The sequence below is a fragment of the Nonomuraea sp. CA-218870 genome (genome assembly GCF_050936535.1).
GTDB classification, from domain to species: Bacteria; Actinomycetota; Actinomycetes; order Streptosporangiales; family Streptosporangiaceae; genus Nonomuraea; species Nonomuraea corallina.
Genome location: NZ_JBNJMN010000001.1, coordinates 4083059 through 4101141 on the forward strand (window position 1 = coordinate 4083059; position 18083 = coordinate 4101141).

Here is an 18083-nt window from a genome sequence, read left to right on the forward strand (position 1 = left end):
CTAGAGTCTCCCGCATGCTCCCCGTAGACCTTCCCGACACGGTGCGTGACGCCCTTCTCGCCCCGCTCGTCGACCACGCCTGCCACGGGGTGCGCCGCGACGAGCTGACCCGGAGCCGGTTCGAGCTGCTGCTCAACGAGGGCGGCAGCCCGGCCCCGCCGGGCACCACGCACTTCGACACCCCGCTCGGCGCGGCCGTGCGGCGCTGGTGCGCGCCCGTGCTCGGGCTGGAGGCGCACGCGCCCCCGCCGGTCTACCTGGCGCGCCGGGCCGAGCTGGGCGCGGCCGAGGTCAACCGGCTCCTGCTGCGGGCGGCGGGCGTGTCGGCGTTCCTCGTGGACACCGGCCCCGAGGGCGCGGACCTGCTGACGGCGGGGGAGATGGGCCGCGACGGCGGGGCCGCCGCCGACGAGGTCGTCCGGATCGAGCAGATCGAGCAGGACGTGGCCGAGCTGGCGTCCGGCGGCGGGAGCGTCCTCGACTACCTCGCCGGCCTCGGCGACGAGCTGACGGCCCGCGCCGCCCGCGCCGTCGCGCTGAAGACCGCGCTGGCCGGGCGGTGCGACCTCGACCTGGACCCCGGCAGGCCGAGCCGGGGGGCCGTGCTCGCCGCCGCCAACCGGCGCCTCGCCGACCCCAAGCAGCCGCTCGCCGAGCCCGCGCTGGCCCGGCACCTGCTCTGGGCCGCCGCCGACGCCGCCAGGGACCGCGGGCTGCCGCTGCAGGTGCAGACCGGCATGGGGACGGGCATGGGGGCGGGGGCGGGCGACGCCGGGGCGCAGCCCGCCGGCCCTGCCCCGCTCGCCGGGTTCGTCAAGGCGCTGCAGCCGGCCGGGGTGCCGGTCGTCCTGCTCACCTGTTATCCCTACCAGCGCGAGGCCGCCTGTCTCGCGCACGCCTTCCCGCACGTGTACGTGGACGTCGGGCTCGCCCTGGCGCACGCCGCCGCGGGCGCCGCCCGGGTGCTGGCCGAGCTGCTGGAGCTGGCTCCGTTCCACAAGCAGCTGTACGGGTCCGGTTGCCGCGGCCTGGCCGAGACGTGCCATCTCGGCGCGGTCTACTTCCGGTGCGCGCTCGGCGCGGCGCTGAAGGCCAGGCTGGACGCGGGGGAGTGGGCCGCCGCCGACGCCGCCAGGGTCGCCCACATGATCGGGTCGGGGAACGCCCGCCGGGTGTACCGCCTGTGAGTTATTGAATCGTGATTTGTCTGGATGTCAGGTGGGCGGTGATTATCGGGGGCGCCAGAGTTCCCAACGCACACCTGGAGGTGTCGTGTCCTGGCGTCCCCCCGCTCTCGCCGCCGCGGCCCTGGCCGTCGTCCTCGCCTTACCCGGTCCCGCGCTGGCCGACGACCCGCCGCCGCAGGTCGAGCCCCGGGCCGGCACCGAAGCCCCGGCGGAGGTCAGCGGCCTCGCCGAGCCCGCCAGGGCCGGCGACCCCGTCGCCGCGGCCAGGGAGCATCTGACCAGCCCGCGCTACCGCATCGACCCGGCCGACCTGGTCCCGCTGCACACCGTCGTCGACGGCGGCGACGAGACGGTCAGGTTCGCCCAGCGTCACCGCGGCCTGCCGGTGCTCGGCGGCCAGTACCTGGTCCACTTCCGCACCGAGGGCGGGAAACGGACGGTCACCGGCGCGGGCGGACGCTACCTCACCGAGCTGGACGTCGCGACCACCCCGGCGATCACCGCCGAGCTGGCCGGACGGCTGGCCCTGGCCCGGCTCATCCCCGACCACGCCACCCGGCAGACCGCCAGGGCCGGGGCCGGCGAACTCGTCGTGGTGCCCAGGGGCGCGGGCGTGCTCGCCTGGCGGCTGCCGCTCACCGGCCGCGACGTCCGGCGCGGGCTGCCGCTGCTGCGCGACGCGTACGTGGACGCGCACACCGGGCGGCCGCTGTTCAGCGTGGACCGGCTGCGCCTGGCCGGCCCTGCCGAGGGCGCCGGCACGACCGTGTACGGCGAGCGCGTCACGCTCCAGGCGTACCAGCGCGACGACGGCGCCTACGAGCTGAGGGACCGCTCCAGGCCGATGTGGAACGGCACGACCGGCGAGATCATCACCTACGACGCCAAGGGCGCCGACCTCTTCGACGTGCTCGGACCCGGCATCCCGCCGGGGCTGGAGCCGGCCCGCTCGGCGACCCCCGAGTTCGGCCCGGAGCACACCGCGACGGGCGCCGTGGACGCCCACCACGGCGCGGGCCTCGTCTACGCGTTCTACCGCGGGCTCGGCCGTGAAGGGCTCGACGGGCGGGGCGGCAGCATGCACTCCGTGGTCAACGTCACCTGGGACGGCGAGCCGTTCATCAACGCTCTGTGGGACGGCACCAAGATGATCTACGGCGGGGGCGGGCCCGACTTCCACCCCTTCGCCGCCGCCCTGGACGTCGTCGGCCACGAGCTGACCCACGGGGTCATCGAGCACAGCGCCAACCTGCTCTACCTCAACCAGTCCGGCGCGATGAACGAGGGCCTGGCCGACTACTTCGGCAACGCCGTCGAGGTCGACACGCTCGGCGTGCCGATGACCCACCCCGACGCCAGCCTGCTGGGCGAACGGCTCTGCAAGACCGCCCCGCCCGCCGACTGCCCGACCCGCGACCTCGACGACGGCCGGCACGCCACCCGCGACTACCTCGGCGTCACCGTGGGCTTCGACGGCGGCGGCGTGCACCTCAACTCGACGATCTTCTCCGGCGCGCTGTGGGACATCAGGGAACGGCTCGGCGGCCCCAAGGCGGACCGGGTCGTCTACAAGGCGCTCACCGAGTACATGACCCCGCTCGACGACTTCGTCGACGGCCGCCGCGCCGTCGAGTCCGCCGCCCGCGCCGCACGCCTGACCGCGAGCGAGCGGCTCGTCGTGGCGGCGGCCTTCGACCGGCACGGCATCAAGCGCGGCTGGGACCGCCGCATCCCCACCGACAGCCAGGTGGTCGCCGACGACCTCATGGCGGCCTTCACCCCTCCCGGCCTGTCCGGCGACCGGTACGTGGTGACCGACGCCGCCGACGACGGCACCGGCCCCACCTACATCGTCACCGGAAGCCTGCGCGGCGGTGACCCGGTGCGACTGTCGCAGAACGACGACGTCAACGACCTGCCCGCCACCGACGGCCGGCGCGGCGTGTGGGCGTCGATGGAGACCGGCCAGGAGGTCACCTTCCGCGTCCTGTCGCGGCCGCTGGACCGCCGGTCGCCCGAGACCGTCGTGCACGAGTCGCCCGCCCTGGTCAACACCGTGGCCGTCGAAGGGGACACCGTGGTGTGGGAGGGCGTCGATCCGGTCTCCAGCGAGATGGAGGTATGGGTCAGGCGCGGCGCCGCCGCGCCCGTCAACGTCACCGCCGAGGCCGGCGTCGAGGGCTACCAGCCCACGATCAAGAACGGCAAGATCGCGTACCTGCGCGTGTGGGCGGAGGGCGACCACTTCCACACCACCCCGGCCGTCCACGACGTGGCGAGCGGGACCCAGGTCGTGCTGCCCGAGGCGCCCGGCGCGGGGGACAGGCCGTCGTCGTCCCTGCGGCCCGTCGTCACCTCGGGGCACGTGGTCTGGCTGACCGACATCGACGGCGACGGCACCGCCGCCGTCATGCGGGCGGCCACCGACGGCACGGGCGTCACCGCGCTCGTCCCCGACGGCCCGGACGCGCCGATGGCGTTCTGGCTCGACGCCGGCGACACGGCCGTCACGCTCGACGTCCTGCCCGGGCCGACGATCCAGAACCGCGACCTGCCCAAGCTGTTCCAACTGCCGATGGCGGGCGGGGCGCTGGAGCGCTTCTCCTGCAACCGGGGTGAGCAGTTCCTGCCCGCCGCCGGCGACGGCAGGCGCGTCATCTGGTTCGACGGCACCGCGGGCGACACCGACCTGGTCACCCGCGACCGGCCCGCGCGCCGCTGCTGAACACCCCCAGGTGGGGGCCCGGACGGGCTCCCACCTGTGGTTTGCTTGGGTCCCGTCACCACTCCACCGAGCACGGGGGTCAGCATGGGCAGCGTCGAAGCCGAGATCAAGTTCCGCAGCGACATGGACGTGGAACTGGTCAAATCCGCCGCGTCGGACGCCGACGTGCTCTGGGCGGCCCGGGTCTCCACGAAGGGGGAGAGCTCGCTGGCCGAGATCGAGGCTGACCCCGAGCGGTCCAAGGGCCTCATCAACTACCTGATGCGCGACAGGCACGGCACCCCGTTCGAGCACTCGTCCATGACCTTCTACGTCAGCGCGCCGATCTTCGTCTTCCGCGAGTTCATGCGTCACCGCACCTTCTCCTACAACGAGGAGTCGGGCCGCTACCGCCAGCTCGTGCCCGTCTTCTACGTGCCGGCCCGCGACCGCAAGCTGGTGCAGGAGGGCAAGCCCGGCAAGTACGTCTTCACGGACGGCACCCCCGAGCAGCACGACCTGGTGACCGAGGCGACGACCGGGAGCTACCGGCAGTCCTACCGCGCCTACCTGGAGATGCTGGAGGCCGGGGTCGCCCGCGAGGTCGCCCGGACGGTCCTGCCGGTCGGCCTCTACTCCTCGATGTACGCCACCTGCAACGCCCGCGCCCTGATGAACTTCCTCTCGCTCCGCGTCAAGCGCGAGGACTCCGCCTTCCCGTCGTTCCCGCAGCGCGAGATCGAGATGGTGGCCGAGAAGATGGAGGCGCTGTGGGCCGGGCTCATGCCGCTCACGCACGCCGCCTTCGAGGCCAACGGGCGCGTCTGCCCCTGAGGTCTGTCCCTGAGCTCTGTCCCTGAAGTCTGTCCCTGAAGTCGGCCCCGGTCAGGCCAGGGCGGGCAGGACGTACACCTCGGCGCCCGGCGGCAGCGCGCAGTCCAGTCCGCCGAGGCCCCGGGCGTTCTCGCCGCACACGACCATGCTGATGTGGCGGCGGATCCGCCCGTACTCGTCCCTGATCCGCTCCTCCAGCAGCGGATGGGTGCGGCGCAGCACGTCGAGCGCCCCGCCCAGGGTGGGCGGCGAGTCGCGGTCGGTCCCGACCGCGAACACCTTCACCTCCGTGCGGCCGCTCACCCACCGGCGCAGGGCCGCGGGCAGCACGAACACGACCAGCATCACCGGACGGGCCATGGCTCAGAGCACCGCCGCCCGCACCGTCAGCACGTCGGGCAGGTGCGCGACCACCTGCGACCAGCTCTCGCCGTCGTCGGCCGACCAGTAGACCGAGCCGTCGCGGGTGCCGAAGAACAGGCCCGCCTCCGTGGCGGTCATCGCGTCACGCAGCACGCTCGCGTACACCGGGCCCTCGGGCAGCCCGCGCTCCAGCGGCTTCCACGACTCGCCCGCGTCGGTGCTGCGGTAGACCCGGTAGCGGTGGCCGACCGGCGTGCGGTCCATGTCGGCGTTGAGCGGCAGCACGTACAGGGTGCCGGGCCGGGACGGGTGCGCCACGACGGGGAAGCCGAAGTCGGACGGCAGCGCCGAGCCGACGTCGTGCCAGGAGCCGCCGAAGTCGTCGCTGCGGTAGACGCCGAAATGGTGCTGCAGGAACAGCCGGTCGGAGTCGCCGGGGTCCATCGCCACCTTGTGCACGCACTGGCCGAACTCGGGATACTGCTGCCCCTCCGGCAGGAACGGGGCGCGGATGCCCTGGTTGGCCGCCTCCCACGACAGGCCGCCGTCGGTCGTGCGGTAGAAGCCGCCGGTGGAGATCGCCACCCCCATCACGCGCGGGTCGCCGGGGTGCGGGACGATCGTGTGCAGGCACAGCCCGCCGCCGCCGGGCTCCCACCGCGGCCGGTGCGGATGGTTCCACAGGCCCTCCACCAGGCGGTAGGTGACGCCGCCGTCCTCCGACCTGAACAGCGCCCCCGGCTCCACCCCGGCCCACACCACGCCCTCCTCCGACGGCGACGGCAGGAGCTGCCAGACGCGGGTCAGCGTGGTCCCGCACGCGTCGGGGAAGGCGATCGGCGGCCGGTCGGCCTCCTGCCAGGTCTCACCGAGGTCGTCGGAGTACATGACCGAGGGGCCGAAGTGCCCGTACTCGATCCCCGCCAGCAGGCGGGGGAGCGGGCCCCGGGTGTCGATCGCCACCGAGTGGACCCCGACGGTGGAGAACATGATCGGCTCGACGCTGAACGCGCCCCCGCCGGTGGAACGCGCGAGGAACAGGCCCTTGCGGGTGCCGATCGCGAGCATCGCGTCCGTCATGGCGTCACTCCCATAAGTCGCTCTCGGATGTCGCTCCCAGGAGGCCGGTCCGAAAAGCGCTCCCGGAAAGTCGCTCGCTTCCCGGCCATCGTGCCACGGGAGTCGCCGGCCCGCTGGTCGCCGGGTGATTTGCCGCGCGATTACCTGCGAGGTAATAGTCCGCATTCCCTGCATATCGCTAATGTTCCGGATATGGGAGCGGTGGCCGTACAAGAAGAGAATTTCGGGGAGCTGTTGCGAGGGTGGCGGCAGCGGCGCCGGGTCAGCCAGCTCGACCTGGCGATCGAGGCCGACGTGTCCGCCCGGCACATCAGCTTCCTGGAGACCGGGCGCGCCCGGCCCAGCAGGGACATGGTGATGAAGCTGGCGGAGGAGCTGGAGGTGCCGCTGCGGCACCGCAACCGGCTGCTGGTCGCGGCGGGGTTCGCGCCGGTGTTCGCCGAGCGTGAGGTGCGCGCCCCGGAGATGAGCGTGGTACGGCAGGCGCTCGACACGATCCTGGCCGGGCACGAGCCGTACCCGGCGCTGGTCGTGGACGCCGCCTGGAATCTGGTGGCGGCCAACGAGGCGGCCGGGATGTTCATGACCGGGGTGCCCGCCGAGCTGCTGAAGGAACCGGTGAACGTGATGCGGCTGTCGCTGCATCCGCAGGCGATGGGCGGCCGGCTGGTCAACCTGGCGGAGGTCCGCGCCCACCTGCTGCACCGGCTGCGCAGGCAGGCCGAGATGTCCGGCGACGGCCGGCTGACCGAGCTGCACGACGAGCTGGCGGGCTACCGGTATCCGGGCGTGGACCTGAACGTGGCGCACGTGCCCGGCCCCGGCGACATCCTGCTGCCGCTGCGGATCAGGCACGGCGACCGGGTGCTGTCCATGTTCACCACGATCGCCACCTTCGGCACGCCCGTCGAGGTGACCGCCTCGGAGCTGGCCATAGAGACGTTCTGGCCCGCCGACGAGGAGACCGCGGCCGCCTTCCGGTGATCAGATCTCGCCGTGCGCCACGTCCTGGTGGATGCGCGCGGGCGGCACCCCGTCGGCCCGCAGGTTGCGCACGGTCTCGGTGACCATCGAGGGCGGGCCGCACACGTACACCTCGTGCTCGCTCCAGGAGTGGAAGCGGCGCGTCACGTCCGGCAGGCGGCCGCGCATCCCCTCGTAGCCGGGCTGGTCCGACACCACGGGCAGCACCCGCAGCCAGGGGAACGAGGACTCCAGCCGGACCAGGTCGGGCAGGTCGTACAGCTCCGCGGCGGTGCGCGCGCCGTAGAGCAGGTGCATGGTGGGGCGGCGGCCCGAGGCGATCACCTGCTCGATGATCGCCTTGAGCGGCGCCAGCCCGGTGCCGCCGGCCACGAAGAGCAGGTCTCTCGCGCCGCGCTCCGGCGCGGCCATGGCGCCCATCGGCGGCCCCAGCATGACCGTGTCGCCGATGCGCGTGTCGCGGATCAGCGTGGTGGACACCCAGCCGCCGGGCACCGAGCGCACATGCAGCCGGATCGTGTTGTCCGGACGCGGCGCGTTCGCGATCGAATAGCTCCGCCACACCCGGGGCCAGCGCGCGGTCTGCACGGTGACGTACTGGCCCGGCCTGTACGGCAGCCGCTGCGCCGGGCGCAGGGTGAGGACCGCGATGTCGTCGTGGCGGCGCTCGTGGTCGATCACCTGCGCCAGCCACCAGGCGGGGGAGACGCCGGCGTCGGCCTCGGCCGCCTCGATCATCAGGTTGGCGGCGGCGGTGTAGGCCGACGTCCACGCCGCCTCGACCTCGGGGTTCCAGCTGTCGGTGGCGAAGCACCTGACCGTGGCGAGCAGGGCGCTGCCGATGGCGGTGTAGTGCTCGGCGACGACGCCGTACTTGCGGTGGTCCCTGCCCAGCTGGCCCAGGAAGGAGCGCATGCTCTCCGGACTGTCGACGCTCCACGCGATGCGGGTCAGCGCGCTGAAGAGGCGGTCGCGCTGCACGTCCATGGCCGGCGGGAACATCCCGCGCAGGTGCGGGTTCTCCGCGAACAGCCTGCCGTAGAAGTAGGCGGCCGCCTTGTCGGCCACCGGCTCGATGATGGAGAAGCTCTCCTTGACCAGGCTCGGATTCAATGACATATACCCAACCCGTCCTATTGACCGGAAAACCATTCCGGTCGTCTCGTCCCACCTCCCTGGCGGCTCCGGGTGAGAGCGTCCGGCCTGCCCCGGCACGTCCGAGCGCTCGAAATCCAGTCTTACACCGCCTCCGTGGCGTCACAACCTATTCGCCCGATGAGGTGCAGATCTGAACTATCAGTAATGGAGTTATGATTATCCGCATTCACCGTAATGGCTTGTCTGGACATGGAATGTGAAGAGAAATCATATTCGCCTTTAGCGGGAAATTTCGGGACCTGGGTGGTCTGTGCCCTGCTCCGGCCGTCCGGCCCCCGCCTCCCCGGCCCTCCCGCGACCCCGGCGGCGGGTTCCGGACGGACGGCCCCCGGGAGACTTGCGGGACAAGCGACATAACCGAAATGGAGTGCGCCATGATGGGGCATGCGCCTGCGCGCCAGGCCACCCCCGCACGACGCTCCCCTGGAGATGTGATGTCCCGACCGCTGATAGGCGTCAGCGCCTACTACGAAGCCGCCCGATGGGATGACTACGTGCGGGAGGCCGTGCTCTCCCCGCCCTCGTACGCCAGAGCGATCGAGCGGGCCGGCGGCGCCCCCGTCGTGCTGCCGCCGATCAACGGGCACGCCATCGCCGACTACGTGCGCGGGCTGAGCGGCATCGTGCTGACCGGCGGCACCGAGGTGGGCGCGGCCACGTACGGCGACGAGCAGGACCCGCGCGCCGGCGAGCCGCAGCCGCACCGCGACCGGTTCGAGCTGGCCCTGGCCCGCGCGGCCGTGCAGGCCGACCTGCCCGTGCTGGGCATCGCCCGCGGCATGCACGTGCTCAACGTCGCCCAGGGCGGCAGCCTCATCCCGTGGCTGCCCGAGATGCTGGAGCACGAGCGGCACAACGACCCGGGCGTGCCGCACCGCATCCAGGTGAGCGTGTCGAGCAAGCTGGGCAAGGCCGTCGGCGACCGCGTCGAGGCCGTCGCCCCGCACACCCAGTCGGTGCGCCGCCTCGGCGCCGGGCTGCTGGCCGTGGCCTGGGCCGACGACCAGATCGTGGAGGGCATCGAGCTGCAGGGCCACCGGTTCGGCGTGGGCGTGCAGTGGCACCCGGAGCGCGAGACGGGCAGCGGGACAAGCGCCGGGACGGGCAGCGGATTGTTCGATGCGCTCGTCGAGGCGGCCCGCTAGGCTTCGATCATGTCGCTGCACCCCCAGGCACGCGCGTACGTCGCCGCCTACCCGTCGGACCTGGGCGTCGACCCGGCCGCGCTCGACCTGGAGCGGATCCGCGAGATGCGCGCCGTCGACGGCCTCGCCTCCCAGCGCGGGCCGCTCACGCAGCTGCCCTCCGTCCGCGACGAGACGGCCGAGGGCGTGCCGATCCGCATCTACCGCGCCGACCGCGGCGACGGCCCGCTGCCCGTCGTCGTCTACTTCCACGGCGGCGGCTTCGTCTTCGGCAGCGTCAGGCGCAACGACGCGCTCGGCCGCGACCTGGCCATCCGCACCGGCGCGGTGGTCGTCTCGGTCGACTACCGGCTCGCCCCCGAGCACCCCTTCCCGGCAGCCGCCGACGACGCCTGGACCGTCGTGCGCGACGTCTTCGCCCGGCCCGCGTTCTACCAGTGCGACGGCAAGGTCGCGGTGGTGGGCGACAGCGCCGGCGGCAACCTCGCCGCGGTGGTCGCCTGGCAGGCGCGCGACGCCGGGCTCCGCCTGGCCCACCAGGTGCTGATCTACCCGGTGCTCGACGCGCGCATGGACACCCCGAGCTACCGCGAGTTCGCCAACGGCTACGGCCTGGACGCCGCGGAGATGGCCTGGTTCCTGCGCCAGTACGCCGGCGACGCCGACCCCGCCGACCCGCGCCTGTCGCCGGCGCGGCTGGCCTCCGCCGCCGGGCTGCCGCCCGCCACCGTGCTGACCGCCGAGTGCGACGTGCTGCGCGACGAGGGCGAACGCTACGCCGCCCGGCTGGCCGAGGAGGGGGTGCCGGTCGACCTGCGCCGCTTCGACGGCGCGGTCCACAGCTTCTTCGGCCTGCCCCGCCTGTTCGACCAGGCGGCCGAGGCCCGCGACCACGTCGCCGCCCGGCTGAAGGAGGCGCTGTGACCTACGAGCGGCTCAAGACCGACACCCCCGCCGAGGGCGTGCTGCGGATCACCATCAGCGAGCCGCGCCGGCTCAACGCCGTCGACCGGACCGGCCACCGCGAGCTGGCCGAGATCTGGCGCGACGCCGACCGCGACGACTCCGTCAGGGCCGTGCTCATCCGGGGTGAGGGCGAGGCGTTCTCCGCAGGCGGCGACCTGTCCATGATCGAGGAGATGACGCGCGACCACGACACCCGGCTGCGCGTCTTCGCCGAGGCCCGCGACATCGTCTACAACGTGCTCAACTGCGCCAAGCCGGTCGTGTCGGCCATCCAGGGGCCCGCCGTCGGCGCCGGGCTGGCCGTCGCCCTGCTCGCCGACGTCTCCGTGGCCGGCCGCACCGCCCGCATCATCGACGGCCACACCCGCCTCGGCGTCGCCGCCGGCGACCACGCCGCCATCATCTGGCCGCTGCTGTGCGGCATGGCCAAGGCCAAGTACCATCTGCTGCTCTGCGAGCCGGTCACCGGCGAGCAGGCCGAGCGGATGGGCCTGGTCAGCCTCTGCGTCGACGACGACGCCGTGCACGACACCGCCCTGGAGATCGCGGTCAAGCTCGCCGCGGGCTCGCAGGAGGCCATCCGGCTCACCAAGTACGCGCTCAACAACTGGCTGCGCCTGGCAGGGCCCGCCTTCGACGCCTCGCTGGCCATGGAGTTCCTCGGTTTCACCGGGCCTGACGTGGCCGAGGGCGTGCGGGCGCTGCGCGAGAAGCGCCCGCCCCGCTTCTCTTGACCTGAGGTGGTTTCGCCGTCGTGCCCCGGGTAGGCGCACAGACATGGAACGCATGGCCAGACCCACACGACGGGCCTGTCCGCCGGGGCCGAGAACGCAGCCTCGGGGGACGAAGCAGCGGCCCGCCGCCGGGTCACGGCCGGGGGGCGGTCAGAAGCCGCGAGGGAGGCCGAGCACCTGCGTCGCGAGGTAGTTGAGCAGAAGCTCCTCGGTCACGGGTGCCACCTTCCCGATCCGGGCGTCGGCGAGCAGGCGGGCCACCGGGTACTCCAGCGAGTACGCCATGCCGCCGTGCGTCTGGAAGGCGGCGTCGGCGGCCTCCCAGGCGGCCTGGGAGGCGGTCAGCTTGGCGATGTTGGCCTCGGTGCCACATGGCAGCTGCTGGTCGAACGACCAGGCCGCCTTGTACAGCATCAGCCTGGCCAGCTCGATCTTCGCCTTGACCTGGGCGAGCGGGAACGCGATCGCCTGGTTGGCGCCGATCGGCCGGCCGAACACCTCGCGCTCCTTGGCGTACTGCACCGCCACCCGCAGCGCCACCTCGGCGCCGCCCAGCGCGGAGGCGGCCAGCAGGATGCGCTCGGGGTTGAGGATGTCCCACAGCACCGCCGCGCCCTGGTCGACCTCGCCGACCACGTTCGCGGCCGGCACCCGCAGGTCGTCGATGAACACCATGTTGGACGGCGTCGTGTTGGCGCCCATCTTCGGGATCGGCCGGAACGACAGCCGCCCGGCCGCGACCGCGTCCGGCACGTTCACCAGGAAGACCGTCAGCCCGTGGCTGCGCGGCCTGGCCTCGGCCGCCGGGACGGTCCGGGTGACCAGCAGCATCCAGGTGGCCCGCTGCACGCCGGTGATCCAGATCTTCTGCCCGTTGAGCACGAACTCGTCGCCGTCGCGGCGCGCGGACGTGGAGATCGCCAGCGCGTTGGAGCCCGCGTCCGGCTCGGTCAGCGCGAAGCACGTCTCGATCTCCCCGGTGGCCAGCCCCGGCAGCAGCTCGTCCTGCTGCCGGCCGCTGCCGTGGCGGGTCAGGGTCATCGCCCCGAACCCGGGCGTGAGCACGTACGTGAAAGCCGATCCGCCCGCCGCGCCCGACGCCGAGATGGTCTCCGTCGCCACGGCCAGCTCCAGCAGGCCCTGGCCGCCGCCGCCGAACCGCTCCGGCACCGCCAGGCCCAGCCAGCCGCCCTTGCCCAGCTCCTCCCACACCTCCTCGGGCCAGCGCTTCTCGCTCTCGCACCGCTGCCAGTAGTCCAGGTCGTAGCGGGAACAGATGTCGGCGACGCCCTGCCGCACCGCGAGCGCGCTGTCGGGAAGAGTGAAATCCATCAAGCCATAGTAGAAGGAAGCTCTGTTCGCGGGCGAGGTCTGCGCGCGTGGAAGACGAACGCCGGCGGCGCGTTGCGCCACACCGTCCGCCCGGCCACCACCTCCTCGAACCGCTCGGACAGCAGCGCGCGGAAGCGCCGCGCCCGGCTCAGCGGGATCGCGTGCACGTACGAGAAGGTCGTGAACGCGCCGGCGTGGCTCATCACCGACGTCACCGCGCCCATCAGCGACAGCTGCAACTGCTGGGGGAAGGCCGCCCACGGCAGCCCGCTGACCACCACGTCCGCCTGCCCCAGGCTGCGCTCGGCCAGCAGCTCCGGCAGCCGGGCGGCGTCCCCGTTCACCACGTCCACGGCCGGGAAGCGCTCGGCCAGCAGCGCCGCCATCGCCTCGTTGAGCTCCACCGCCAGGTGATGGCCGCGCCCGGCCAGCCTGCGCTGGATCTCCGCGGTGAACGGGCCCGTCCCCGGCCCCAGCTCCACCACGGTCGGCTCGCCGCGCTCGGGCACCGGCGTGCAGACCGCCGCGGCGAGCCGCTGCGAACTCGGCGCGAGCGCCCCGATCGTGCCGGGTGAGCGCAGGAACTGGCCCAGGAAGAGCGAGGTGTCGTTGGCCATGGCTTGACCGTAGAGGCGAAGATCGAGTTGTCGTCTCCCCCGAAGGGACGGAGATCCGGCCAGTTGGAGGAGGGGTCATCCTCCGCCGGGAGGACTGTCCACGGGGTCCGGCTGGATACCTTGGTGGCATGAGTTGGCGTTGGCGCGGTGTGCCGTTCGACCTGCTCCTCGCCGCCGCGGGCGTCAGCCTGGACCTGCTGATGTCCGGTCAGGCGCTGAAGGGGGAGCTCCCGCCGTCCTACACGGTCGTCCCTCTGGCGTTGCTGGTCGGCGCGCCGCTCGGGTTCGTGCGGCGGTGGCCGCTCGCGACCGCGCTGTGGCTCGCGGGCGCCCTCGTCGTCACCGACCAGATGGCCGCCTACAGCTCCAACACCGCCCAGATGCTGCTGCTGGTCGCGGCAGGGTTCACCGCCTACCGGGAACGCGCCCGCGCGACCGGCGTGGCCATGGTCGCGGCCGCCGCCGCCACCGCGGCCAACCTGGCCGACCCCGGCCTGCCCTTCACCCTGGAGAGCGGCCTCTACTGCGTGGGCATCGCCGTCTTCCCGGTCGTGGTCGGCGGCTACCTGCGCGGCTCGGTGGGCGAGCTGGAGCACCGCGACGTCACGCCCGACGTGCTGCTCGCCGCCGGCGGGCTCGCCCACACCATGCTGAGCACCTGGACGAGCTGGCACTCCGGGGCCCAGCCCGCCTGGGTGACCGGCGTGCTCGCCGTCGCCGCCGGGCTGTCGCTCGGCGTGGCCAGGCGCCTGCCCGGGCTCGTCTTCCTGTTCCAGGGCGTGCTGCTCGTCGCCGCCGACACCTATCTGCCGCAGGTGGTCAACGCCAGCCTGGTGCTGGTCCTCATCGCGCTCGGCGTGTTCGCCATGCGGGTCGCCTCCTGGGTGTGGACGGCCAGCGCCTACCTGGCCACCTGCCTGCTGGCCGCGGTCGCCGTCGTCGGCCCGGACAGCGAGCCCACCGTCTTCCGCGCCGCCATCGTCTGCGCGCTCGTCGTCACCCCGGTCGCGATCGGCCGCTACCTCGGCGTCATGCAGGCCGCCGCCGCGGCCGAGCGGCTGCGCGCCCGCGAGTCCACCCGGCTCACCGTCGCGCAGATGCGCGCCGCCCAGCTCGCCGAACGCGAGCGCATCGCCCGCGACGTGCACGACATCGTCGCCCACCACGTCGGCGCGATGGTGCTGCGGGCCAGCGCCGCCCGTTACACGGCCCCCGACGGCCCCGTCGCCGACGCGCTGACCGACATCCGCGAGACCGGACACCAGGTGCTGGAGGACCTGCGCGGCCTGATCGACCTGCTGCGCGACCCCGACCGGCAGTCCAACCTCCTCGCCGACCCCAACGACGTGATCCGCGAGTCCGCCGAGCGGATGGCGGCCGCCGGCCTCGCGGTGGACCTCGAACTCGACCCGGGGACCGACCACGCCCCGCTCGTGGCCCGCACCTCGGCGGCGCGCATCGTCCAGGAAGGACTCACGAACGTGCTCAAACACGCGGGACCGGGCACCAAGGTCCGTGTCCGGGTCAGCGCCGACCGCGACGGCGTCGGCGTGGAGATCCACAACGGCCGCCCGCCCACCACGATCGAGCGCCTGCCGTCCTCCGGCCGCGGCCTGGCCGGGATGCGGGAACGGGTCCGGGCGCTCGGCGGCACCCTCAGCGCCGGGCCGGACGAGGAAGGCGGCTGGCTGCTCGCCGCCAGCCTGCCGGCGCCCAGGAGCGTCTCATGATCCGCGTCCTCATCGCCGACGACCAGGTGCTCGTACGCGCGGGTGTGCGGATGCTGCTGCAGGCCAACAGCGACATGGAGGTGGTCGGCGAGGCCGACGACGGCGCCGAGGCCGTCCGGCTGGCCGAGCGCCACCTGCCCGACGTCATCCTCATGGACCTGCGCATGCCCAGGGTCGACGGGCTGGAGGCGATCAAGCGGGTGCTCGCGGCCCGCCCCTCCACCCGCATCGTGGTACTGACCACCTTCGCCGAGGACGCCAACGTCTACGCCGCGCTGCGCGCCGGCGCCGTCGGCTTCCTGGTCAAGGACGACGAGCCGGAACGCATGATCGACGCCATCCGACGCGCCCACGCCGGCGAGCAGCTCCTCGCGCCGTCCGTGCTGCGCCGTGTCGTCGAACGCTTCCTCGACGCCGAGGAGAGCTCCGCGGGCGCGCCGCGCGGGCTCACCGAGCGCGAGATCGAGGTGCTCGCCCTGGTCGGCACCGGGCTGTCCAACGCCGAGATCGCTGAGGAGCTGCACGTCGGCGTCACGACCGTGAAGACCCACATCGCCGCCGCCATGGAGAAGCTCGGGCTCCGCAACCGCATCCAGGCGGCCGTGGTCGCGCACCGCAGCGGCCTCGTCGACGCGTCCTTCCGCCCCGTGCGTCAACCGCGCGGCGGAGCACCGGGTAGCCCGGCAGGCTGACGACCGCGGCCGGGTCCGGCGCGCATCCTGGGGTCCTCGATCGAAAGGACCAGCACCATGTCGGACACCGACCTCTTCCAGCGGCCGCCCGCCGAGACCCCCGCCCGGCCGGTCAACGGCTTCCTGCTGTACGCGCTCCGGCTCGCGATCATCGCCCAGGCCGCCGGTCTCGTGGTGGCGGGCTCGCTCGCCGGCCAGTCGGTCGCCACCGACGGGGCGATGGCCGAGGCCCACGTGATGGCCGGGCTGCTGATCCACCTCGCCGGCCTGCTGCAGCTCGTCCTCGCCGTGCTCGTGTGGCGTCCCGGCCGCGGGGCCGGCTGGCCCGCCCTGGCCAGCCTCGTGCTGTTCGCCGCCGGGATGGGCCAGCACTTCACCTGGGAGCTGCTCGGCGCGCACCTGCCCAACGGCATCGTCATGGCCGGGCTCAGCACCGCGCTGCTCATCTGGTCGTGGTCGCCCGGCGCGTCCCGCCGCCGCTAACCTCGTTCCTGTGTACGTGAAGATCTGCGGCCTGACCGACCCCGGCCACGTGGCCGCCGCCGTCGAGGCCGGCGCCGACGCCGTCGGCTTCGTGCTGACCAGCAGCTCACGCCGGATCACGCCCCAGCGGGCCGCCGAGCTGGCGTCCCGGGTGCCGCCCGAGGTGCTGACCGTGGGCGTCTTCCGCGGCGAGGACCCGGCCGAGGTGCGGGCCGCGGCGCTCGCGGCCGGCGTGCGGGCCATCCAGCTCCACGGCCACCACCCGCACGGCGACTTCACCGCGCTCAAGGACCTCGGCCGCACCCTGATCAGGGCCGTCGACGCGCGGGCCGACCTGCGGTGCGGCGCCCACGACGAGAGCCTGCTCATCGTCGACGCGCCCCGGGCCGGCTCCGGCGAGCCGTGGGACTGGTCGGCCGTGCGCGGCCGCCCCACCGGGCGGTGGCTGCTCGCGGGCGGCCTGGCGCCGGGCAACGTCGCCGAGGCCGTCGCCGCCGCCCGCCCGTGGGGGGTCGACGTCTCCAGCGGCGTCGAGACCTCGCCCGGCGTCAAGGACCCCGCGCTGATCGCCGCCTTCGTCACGGCCGCCCGCGAGGCGGCCTGACCGATGACCACACCGGCTGCCCCCGATCCGGCCGCCCCCGATCCGGCCGCCCCCGTCCCGGAAGGCGGCGATCCGGATGGGCGTGAGCCGGCTGTCGTGCTGGAGTTCCTGCGCGGGTTCGCGCGGCGGCGGGCGCCCCGGGTGGTGCCGGTGCCCGGCGGGTTCGCGGTGCTCGACGATCGCTACGCGGCCTCGTACGACGACAACAAGCTTCTCGTGTGGTCCGGCGAGGACCCCGGGGTCGTGCTCACCGCGGCGGAGGAGGTGCTGGGGGAGCGCGGCCACCGCATGGTGTGCGTGGACGACGACCGGCTGGGCCGGGCGTTCGCGCCCGCGTTCGCGGCGGCGGGCTACCAGCACGAGGAGAACGTGCTCATGGTCTTCCGCGGAGACCCGCCCCGCGTCCCGTACGCCGAGGAGTTCTCGCTGGAGACGCTGCTGCCCGAGCTGCGGGCGGCCTGGCGCGAGACGCTCCCCGACGTCGGCGACGAGGCGATCGAGCAGCTCGCCCGGCGGTCGGAGGCCCGCCTGGACGGCGCCCGCCGGGTCGGGTTCCGCGGCGTGCGCGCGGCCGGCGGCGACCTCGCCGCCCACGCCGACCTGTACGTGCACGACGGCGTGGCGCAGATCGAGGAGTTGGTGACCGCCGTGCGCCACCGGGGCAGGGGCCACGCCCGCGCGCTGATGCTCTCGCTGCTGGCCGAGGCGACCTCGGCGGCCGGGCTGGTGTTCCTGGTGGCCGACGCCGCCGACTGGCCGAGGGAGTTCTACGCCCGCCTCGGGTTCGCGGAGATCGGCCGCACGCACGCCTTCGTCCGCGCCTGACGGGGCCCGTTGGCCGGATGCGGCCCCGCTGGGCTGCACGTTCGCGCAGTAGGGTCTGGGGCGTGAGTGAAACTTCCGCCGAGGACCGGATCTGGACGGTTCCGAACCTGCTGAGCTTCCTGCGCCTCCTCGGCGTGCCCGTCTTCCTGTGGCTGATCCTCGGGCCGCGGGCGGACGGGTGGGCCCTGGCGGTGCTGGCGGTCGCCGGGTTCACCGACTGGCTCGACGGGAAGATCGCTCGGGCGTTCAACCAGACCAGCCGTCTCGGGCGGCTGATCGACCCGGCCGCGGACAAGCTGTACGTGTTCGCGACGATCCTGGCGCTGCTGGTGCGGGAGATCATCCCCTGGTGGCTGGTCGTGCTGATCCTGGCCAGGGAGCTGTTCGTCCTCTGTTCCTTCCCCGTCCTGCGCAAGCATGGCTACCGTGCACTTCAGGTGCATTTTCTGGGCAAGGCCGCCATGTTCAACCTCATGTACGCCTTCCCTCTGCTCTTCCTCGCCTCCCATCCGGGGTGGTATGCCGAAATAGCCCGCGTCGTCGGGTGGGCGTTCGCGCTGTGGGGAACGGGGCTGTATTGGTGGGCGGGCGTGTTGTACGTCGTACAGGTACGCCGGCTCGTGACCGCGACCACGAAGGAGTGAG

18 protein-coding genes are annotated in these 18083 nt (G+C 73.3%); 13 read left to right on the plus strand and 5 right to left on the minus strand.

Features of this window, described 5'->3' with window-relative positions; all coding sequences use genetic code 11:
• Positions 1-14 precede the first annotated feature (14 nt).
• From ACQEUU_RS19735 to thyX, 3 genes are all read left to right on the plus strand, one after another.
• The gene (locus ACQEUU_RS19735) at positions 15-1187 is read left to right on the plus strand and encodes an amidohydrolase family protein (protein ID WP_433067944.1); all 1173 of its coding nucleotides are present in this window, start codon (positions 15-17) and stop codon (positions 1185-1187) included.
• A gap of 85 nt (positions 1188-1272) precedes the next feature.
• Positions 1273-3912: a M4 family metallopeptidase gene (locus ACQEUU_RS19740; protein WP_433067946.1), complete on the plus strand. Its 2640-nt coding sequence runs from the start codon at positions 1273-1275 to the stop codon at positions 3910-3912.
• A gap of 84 nt (positions 3913-3996) precedes the next feature.
• Complete coding sequence (gene thyX, locus ACQEUU_RS19745; RefSeq protein ID WP_433067947.1) at positions 3997-4725, plus strand: FAD-dependent thymidylate synthase; 729 nt, start codon at positions 3997-3999, stop codon at positions 4723-4725.
• A gap of 51 nt (positions 4726-4776) precedes the next feature.
• Here thyX and ACQEUU_RS19750 read toward each other — a convergent pair whose 3' ends face one another.
• On the minus strand, positions 4777-5085 hold the full coding sequence (locus ACQEUU_RS19750) for a molybdopterin synthase sulfur carrier subunit (protein WP_433067949.1): 309 nt from the start codon (positions 5083-5085) through the stop codon (positions 4777-4779).
• 3 nt (positions 5086-5088) lie between these two features.
• Positions 5089-6168 carry a WD40/YVTN/BNR-like repeat-containing protein gene (locus ACQEUU_RS19755; protein WP_433067951.1) on the minus strand — a complete coding sequence of 360 codons (1080 nt, stop codon included), beginning with the start codon at positions 6166-6168 and terminating at the stop codon, positions 5089-5091.
• 192 nt (positions 6169-6360) lie between these two features.
• Between ACQEUU_RS19755 and ACQEUU_RS19760 the strand changes: the two genes are divergently transcribed.
• On the plus strand, positions 6361-7152 hold the full coding sequence (locus ACQEUU_RS19760) for a helix-turn-helix domain-containing protein (RefSeq protein ID WP_433067953.1): 792 nt from the start codon (positions 6361-6363) through the stop codon (positions 7150-7152).
• On the opposite strand, the gene ACQEUU_RS19765 is transcribed toward ACQEUU_RS19760, so the two are convergent.
• On the minus strand, positions 7153-8271 hold the full coding sequence (locus tag ACQEUU_RS19765) for a globin domain-containing protein (RefSeq protein ID WP_433067955.1): 1119 nt from the start codon (positions 8269-8271) through the stop codon (positions 7153-7155).
• 473 nt (positions 8272-8744) lie between these two features.
• Here ACQEUU_RS19765 and ACQEUU_RS19770 point away from each other — a divergent pair, with 473 nt between their 5' ends.
• The 3 genes from ACQEUU_RS19770 to ACQEUU_RS19780 are packed head-to-tail and all read left to right on the plus strand — an operon-like array spanning position 8745 to position 11155.
• Positions 8745-9455, plus strand: coding sequence for a gamma-glutamyl-gamma-aminobutyrate hydrolase family protein (locus tag ACQEUU_RS19770; RefSeq protein WP_433067957.1), 711 nt, complete (start codon positions 8745-8747; stop codon positions 9453-9455).
• A gap of 9 nt (positions 9456-9464) precedes the next feature.
• On the plus strand, positions 9465-10379 hold the full coding sequence (locus ACQEUU_RS19775) for an alpha/beta hydrolase (RefSeq protein ID WP_433067959.1): 915 nt from the start codon (positions 9465-9467) through the stop codon (positions 10377-10379).
• Positions 10376-11155: an enoyl-CoA hydratase/isomerase family protein gene (locus ACQEUU_RS19780; RefSeq protein WP_433067961.1), complete on the plus strand. Its 780-nt coding sequence runs from the start codon at positions 10376-10378 to the stop codon at positions 11153-11155. Before ACQEUU_RS19775 ends, ACQEUU_RS19780 begins: the two co-directional genes overlap by 4 nt.
• A 150-nt stretch (positions 11156-11305) precedes the next feature.
• On the opposite strand, the gene ACQEUU_RS19785 is transcribed toward ACQEUU_RS19780, so the two are convergent.
• Together ACQEUU_RS19785 and ACQEUU_RS19790 are read right to left on the minus strand one after the other, a co-directional pair.
• Positions 11306-12487 (minus strand): acyl-CoA dehydrogenase family protein, encoded by a 1182-nt coding sequence (locus tag ACQEUU_RS19785; RefSeq protein ID WP_433067962.1) that lies wholly within the window; start codon positions 12485-12487, stop codon positions 11306-11308.
• Positions 12487-13104 carry a class I SAM-dependent methyltransferase gene (locus tag ACQEUU_RS19790; protein ID WP_433067964.1) on the minus strand — a complete coding sequence of 206 codons (618 nt, stop codon included), beginning with the start codon at positions 13102-13104 and terminating at the stop codon, positions 12487-12489. Before ACQEUU_RS19790 ends, ACQEUU_RS19785 begins: the two co-directional genes overlap by 1 nt.
• A 128-nt stretch (positions 13105-13232) precedes the next feature.
• Here ACQEUU_RS19790 and ACQEUU_RS19795 point away from each other — a divergent pair, with 128 nt between their 5' ends.
• The 6 genes from ACQEUU_RS19795 to ACQEUU_RS19820 all read left to right on the plus strand — a co-directional run bounded on the left by ACQEUU_RS19795 (position 13233) and on the right by ACQEUU_RS19820 (position 18082).
• Positions 13233-14834: a sensor histidine kinase gene (locus tag ACQEUU_RS19795; RefSeq protein ID WP_433067966.1), complete on the plus strand. Its 1602-nt coding sequence runs from the start codon at positions 13233-13235 to the stop codon at positions 14832-14834.
• Positions 14831-15526 (plus strand): response regulator, encoded by a 696-nt coding sequence (locus ACQEUU_RS19800; RefSeq protein ID WP_433067968.1) that lies wholly within the window; start codon positions 14831-14833, stop codon positions 15524-15526. The genes ACQEUU_RS19795 and ACQEUU_RS19800 overlap by 4 nt, the downstream gene beginning before the upstream one ends.
• Positions 15527-15583: 57 nt before the next feature.
• Entirely contained in the window at positions 15584-16009 is a 426-nt protein-coding gene (locus tag ACQEUU_RS19805) for a hypothetical protein (RefSeq protein ID WP_433067970.1), read from the plus strand.
• Between the two features lie 10 nt (positions 16010-16019).
• Entirely contained in the window at positions 16020-16613 is a 594-nt protein-coding gene (locus ACQEUU_RS19810; protein ID WP_433067971.1) for a phosphoribosylanthranilate isomerase, read from the plus strand.
• Positions 16614-16616: 3 nt separating this feature from the next.
• Positions 16617-17438 (plus strand): GNAT family N-acetyltransferase, encoded by an 822-nt coding sequence (locus ACQEUU_RS19815; protein ID WP_433067973.1) that lies wholly within the window; start codon positions 16617-16619, stop codon positions 17436-17438.
• Positions 17439-17500: 62 nt separating this feature from the next.
• Positions 17501-18082 (plus strand): CDP-alcohol phosphatidyltransferase family protein, encoded by a 582-nt coding sequence (locus ACQEUU_RS19820; RefSeq protein WP_433067974.1) that lies wholly within the window; start codon positions 17501-17503, stop codon positions 18080-18082.
• The last annotated feature ends 1 nt before the right edge of the window (position 18083 follow it).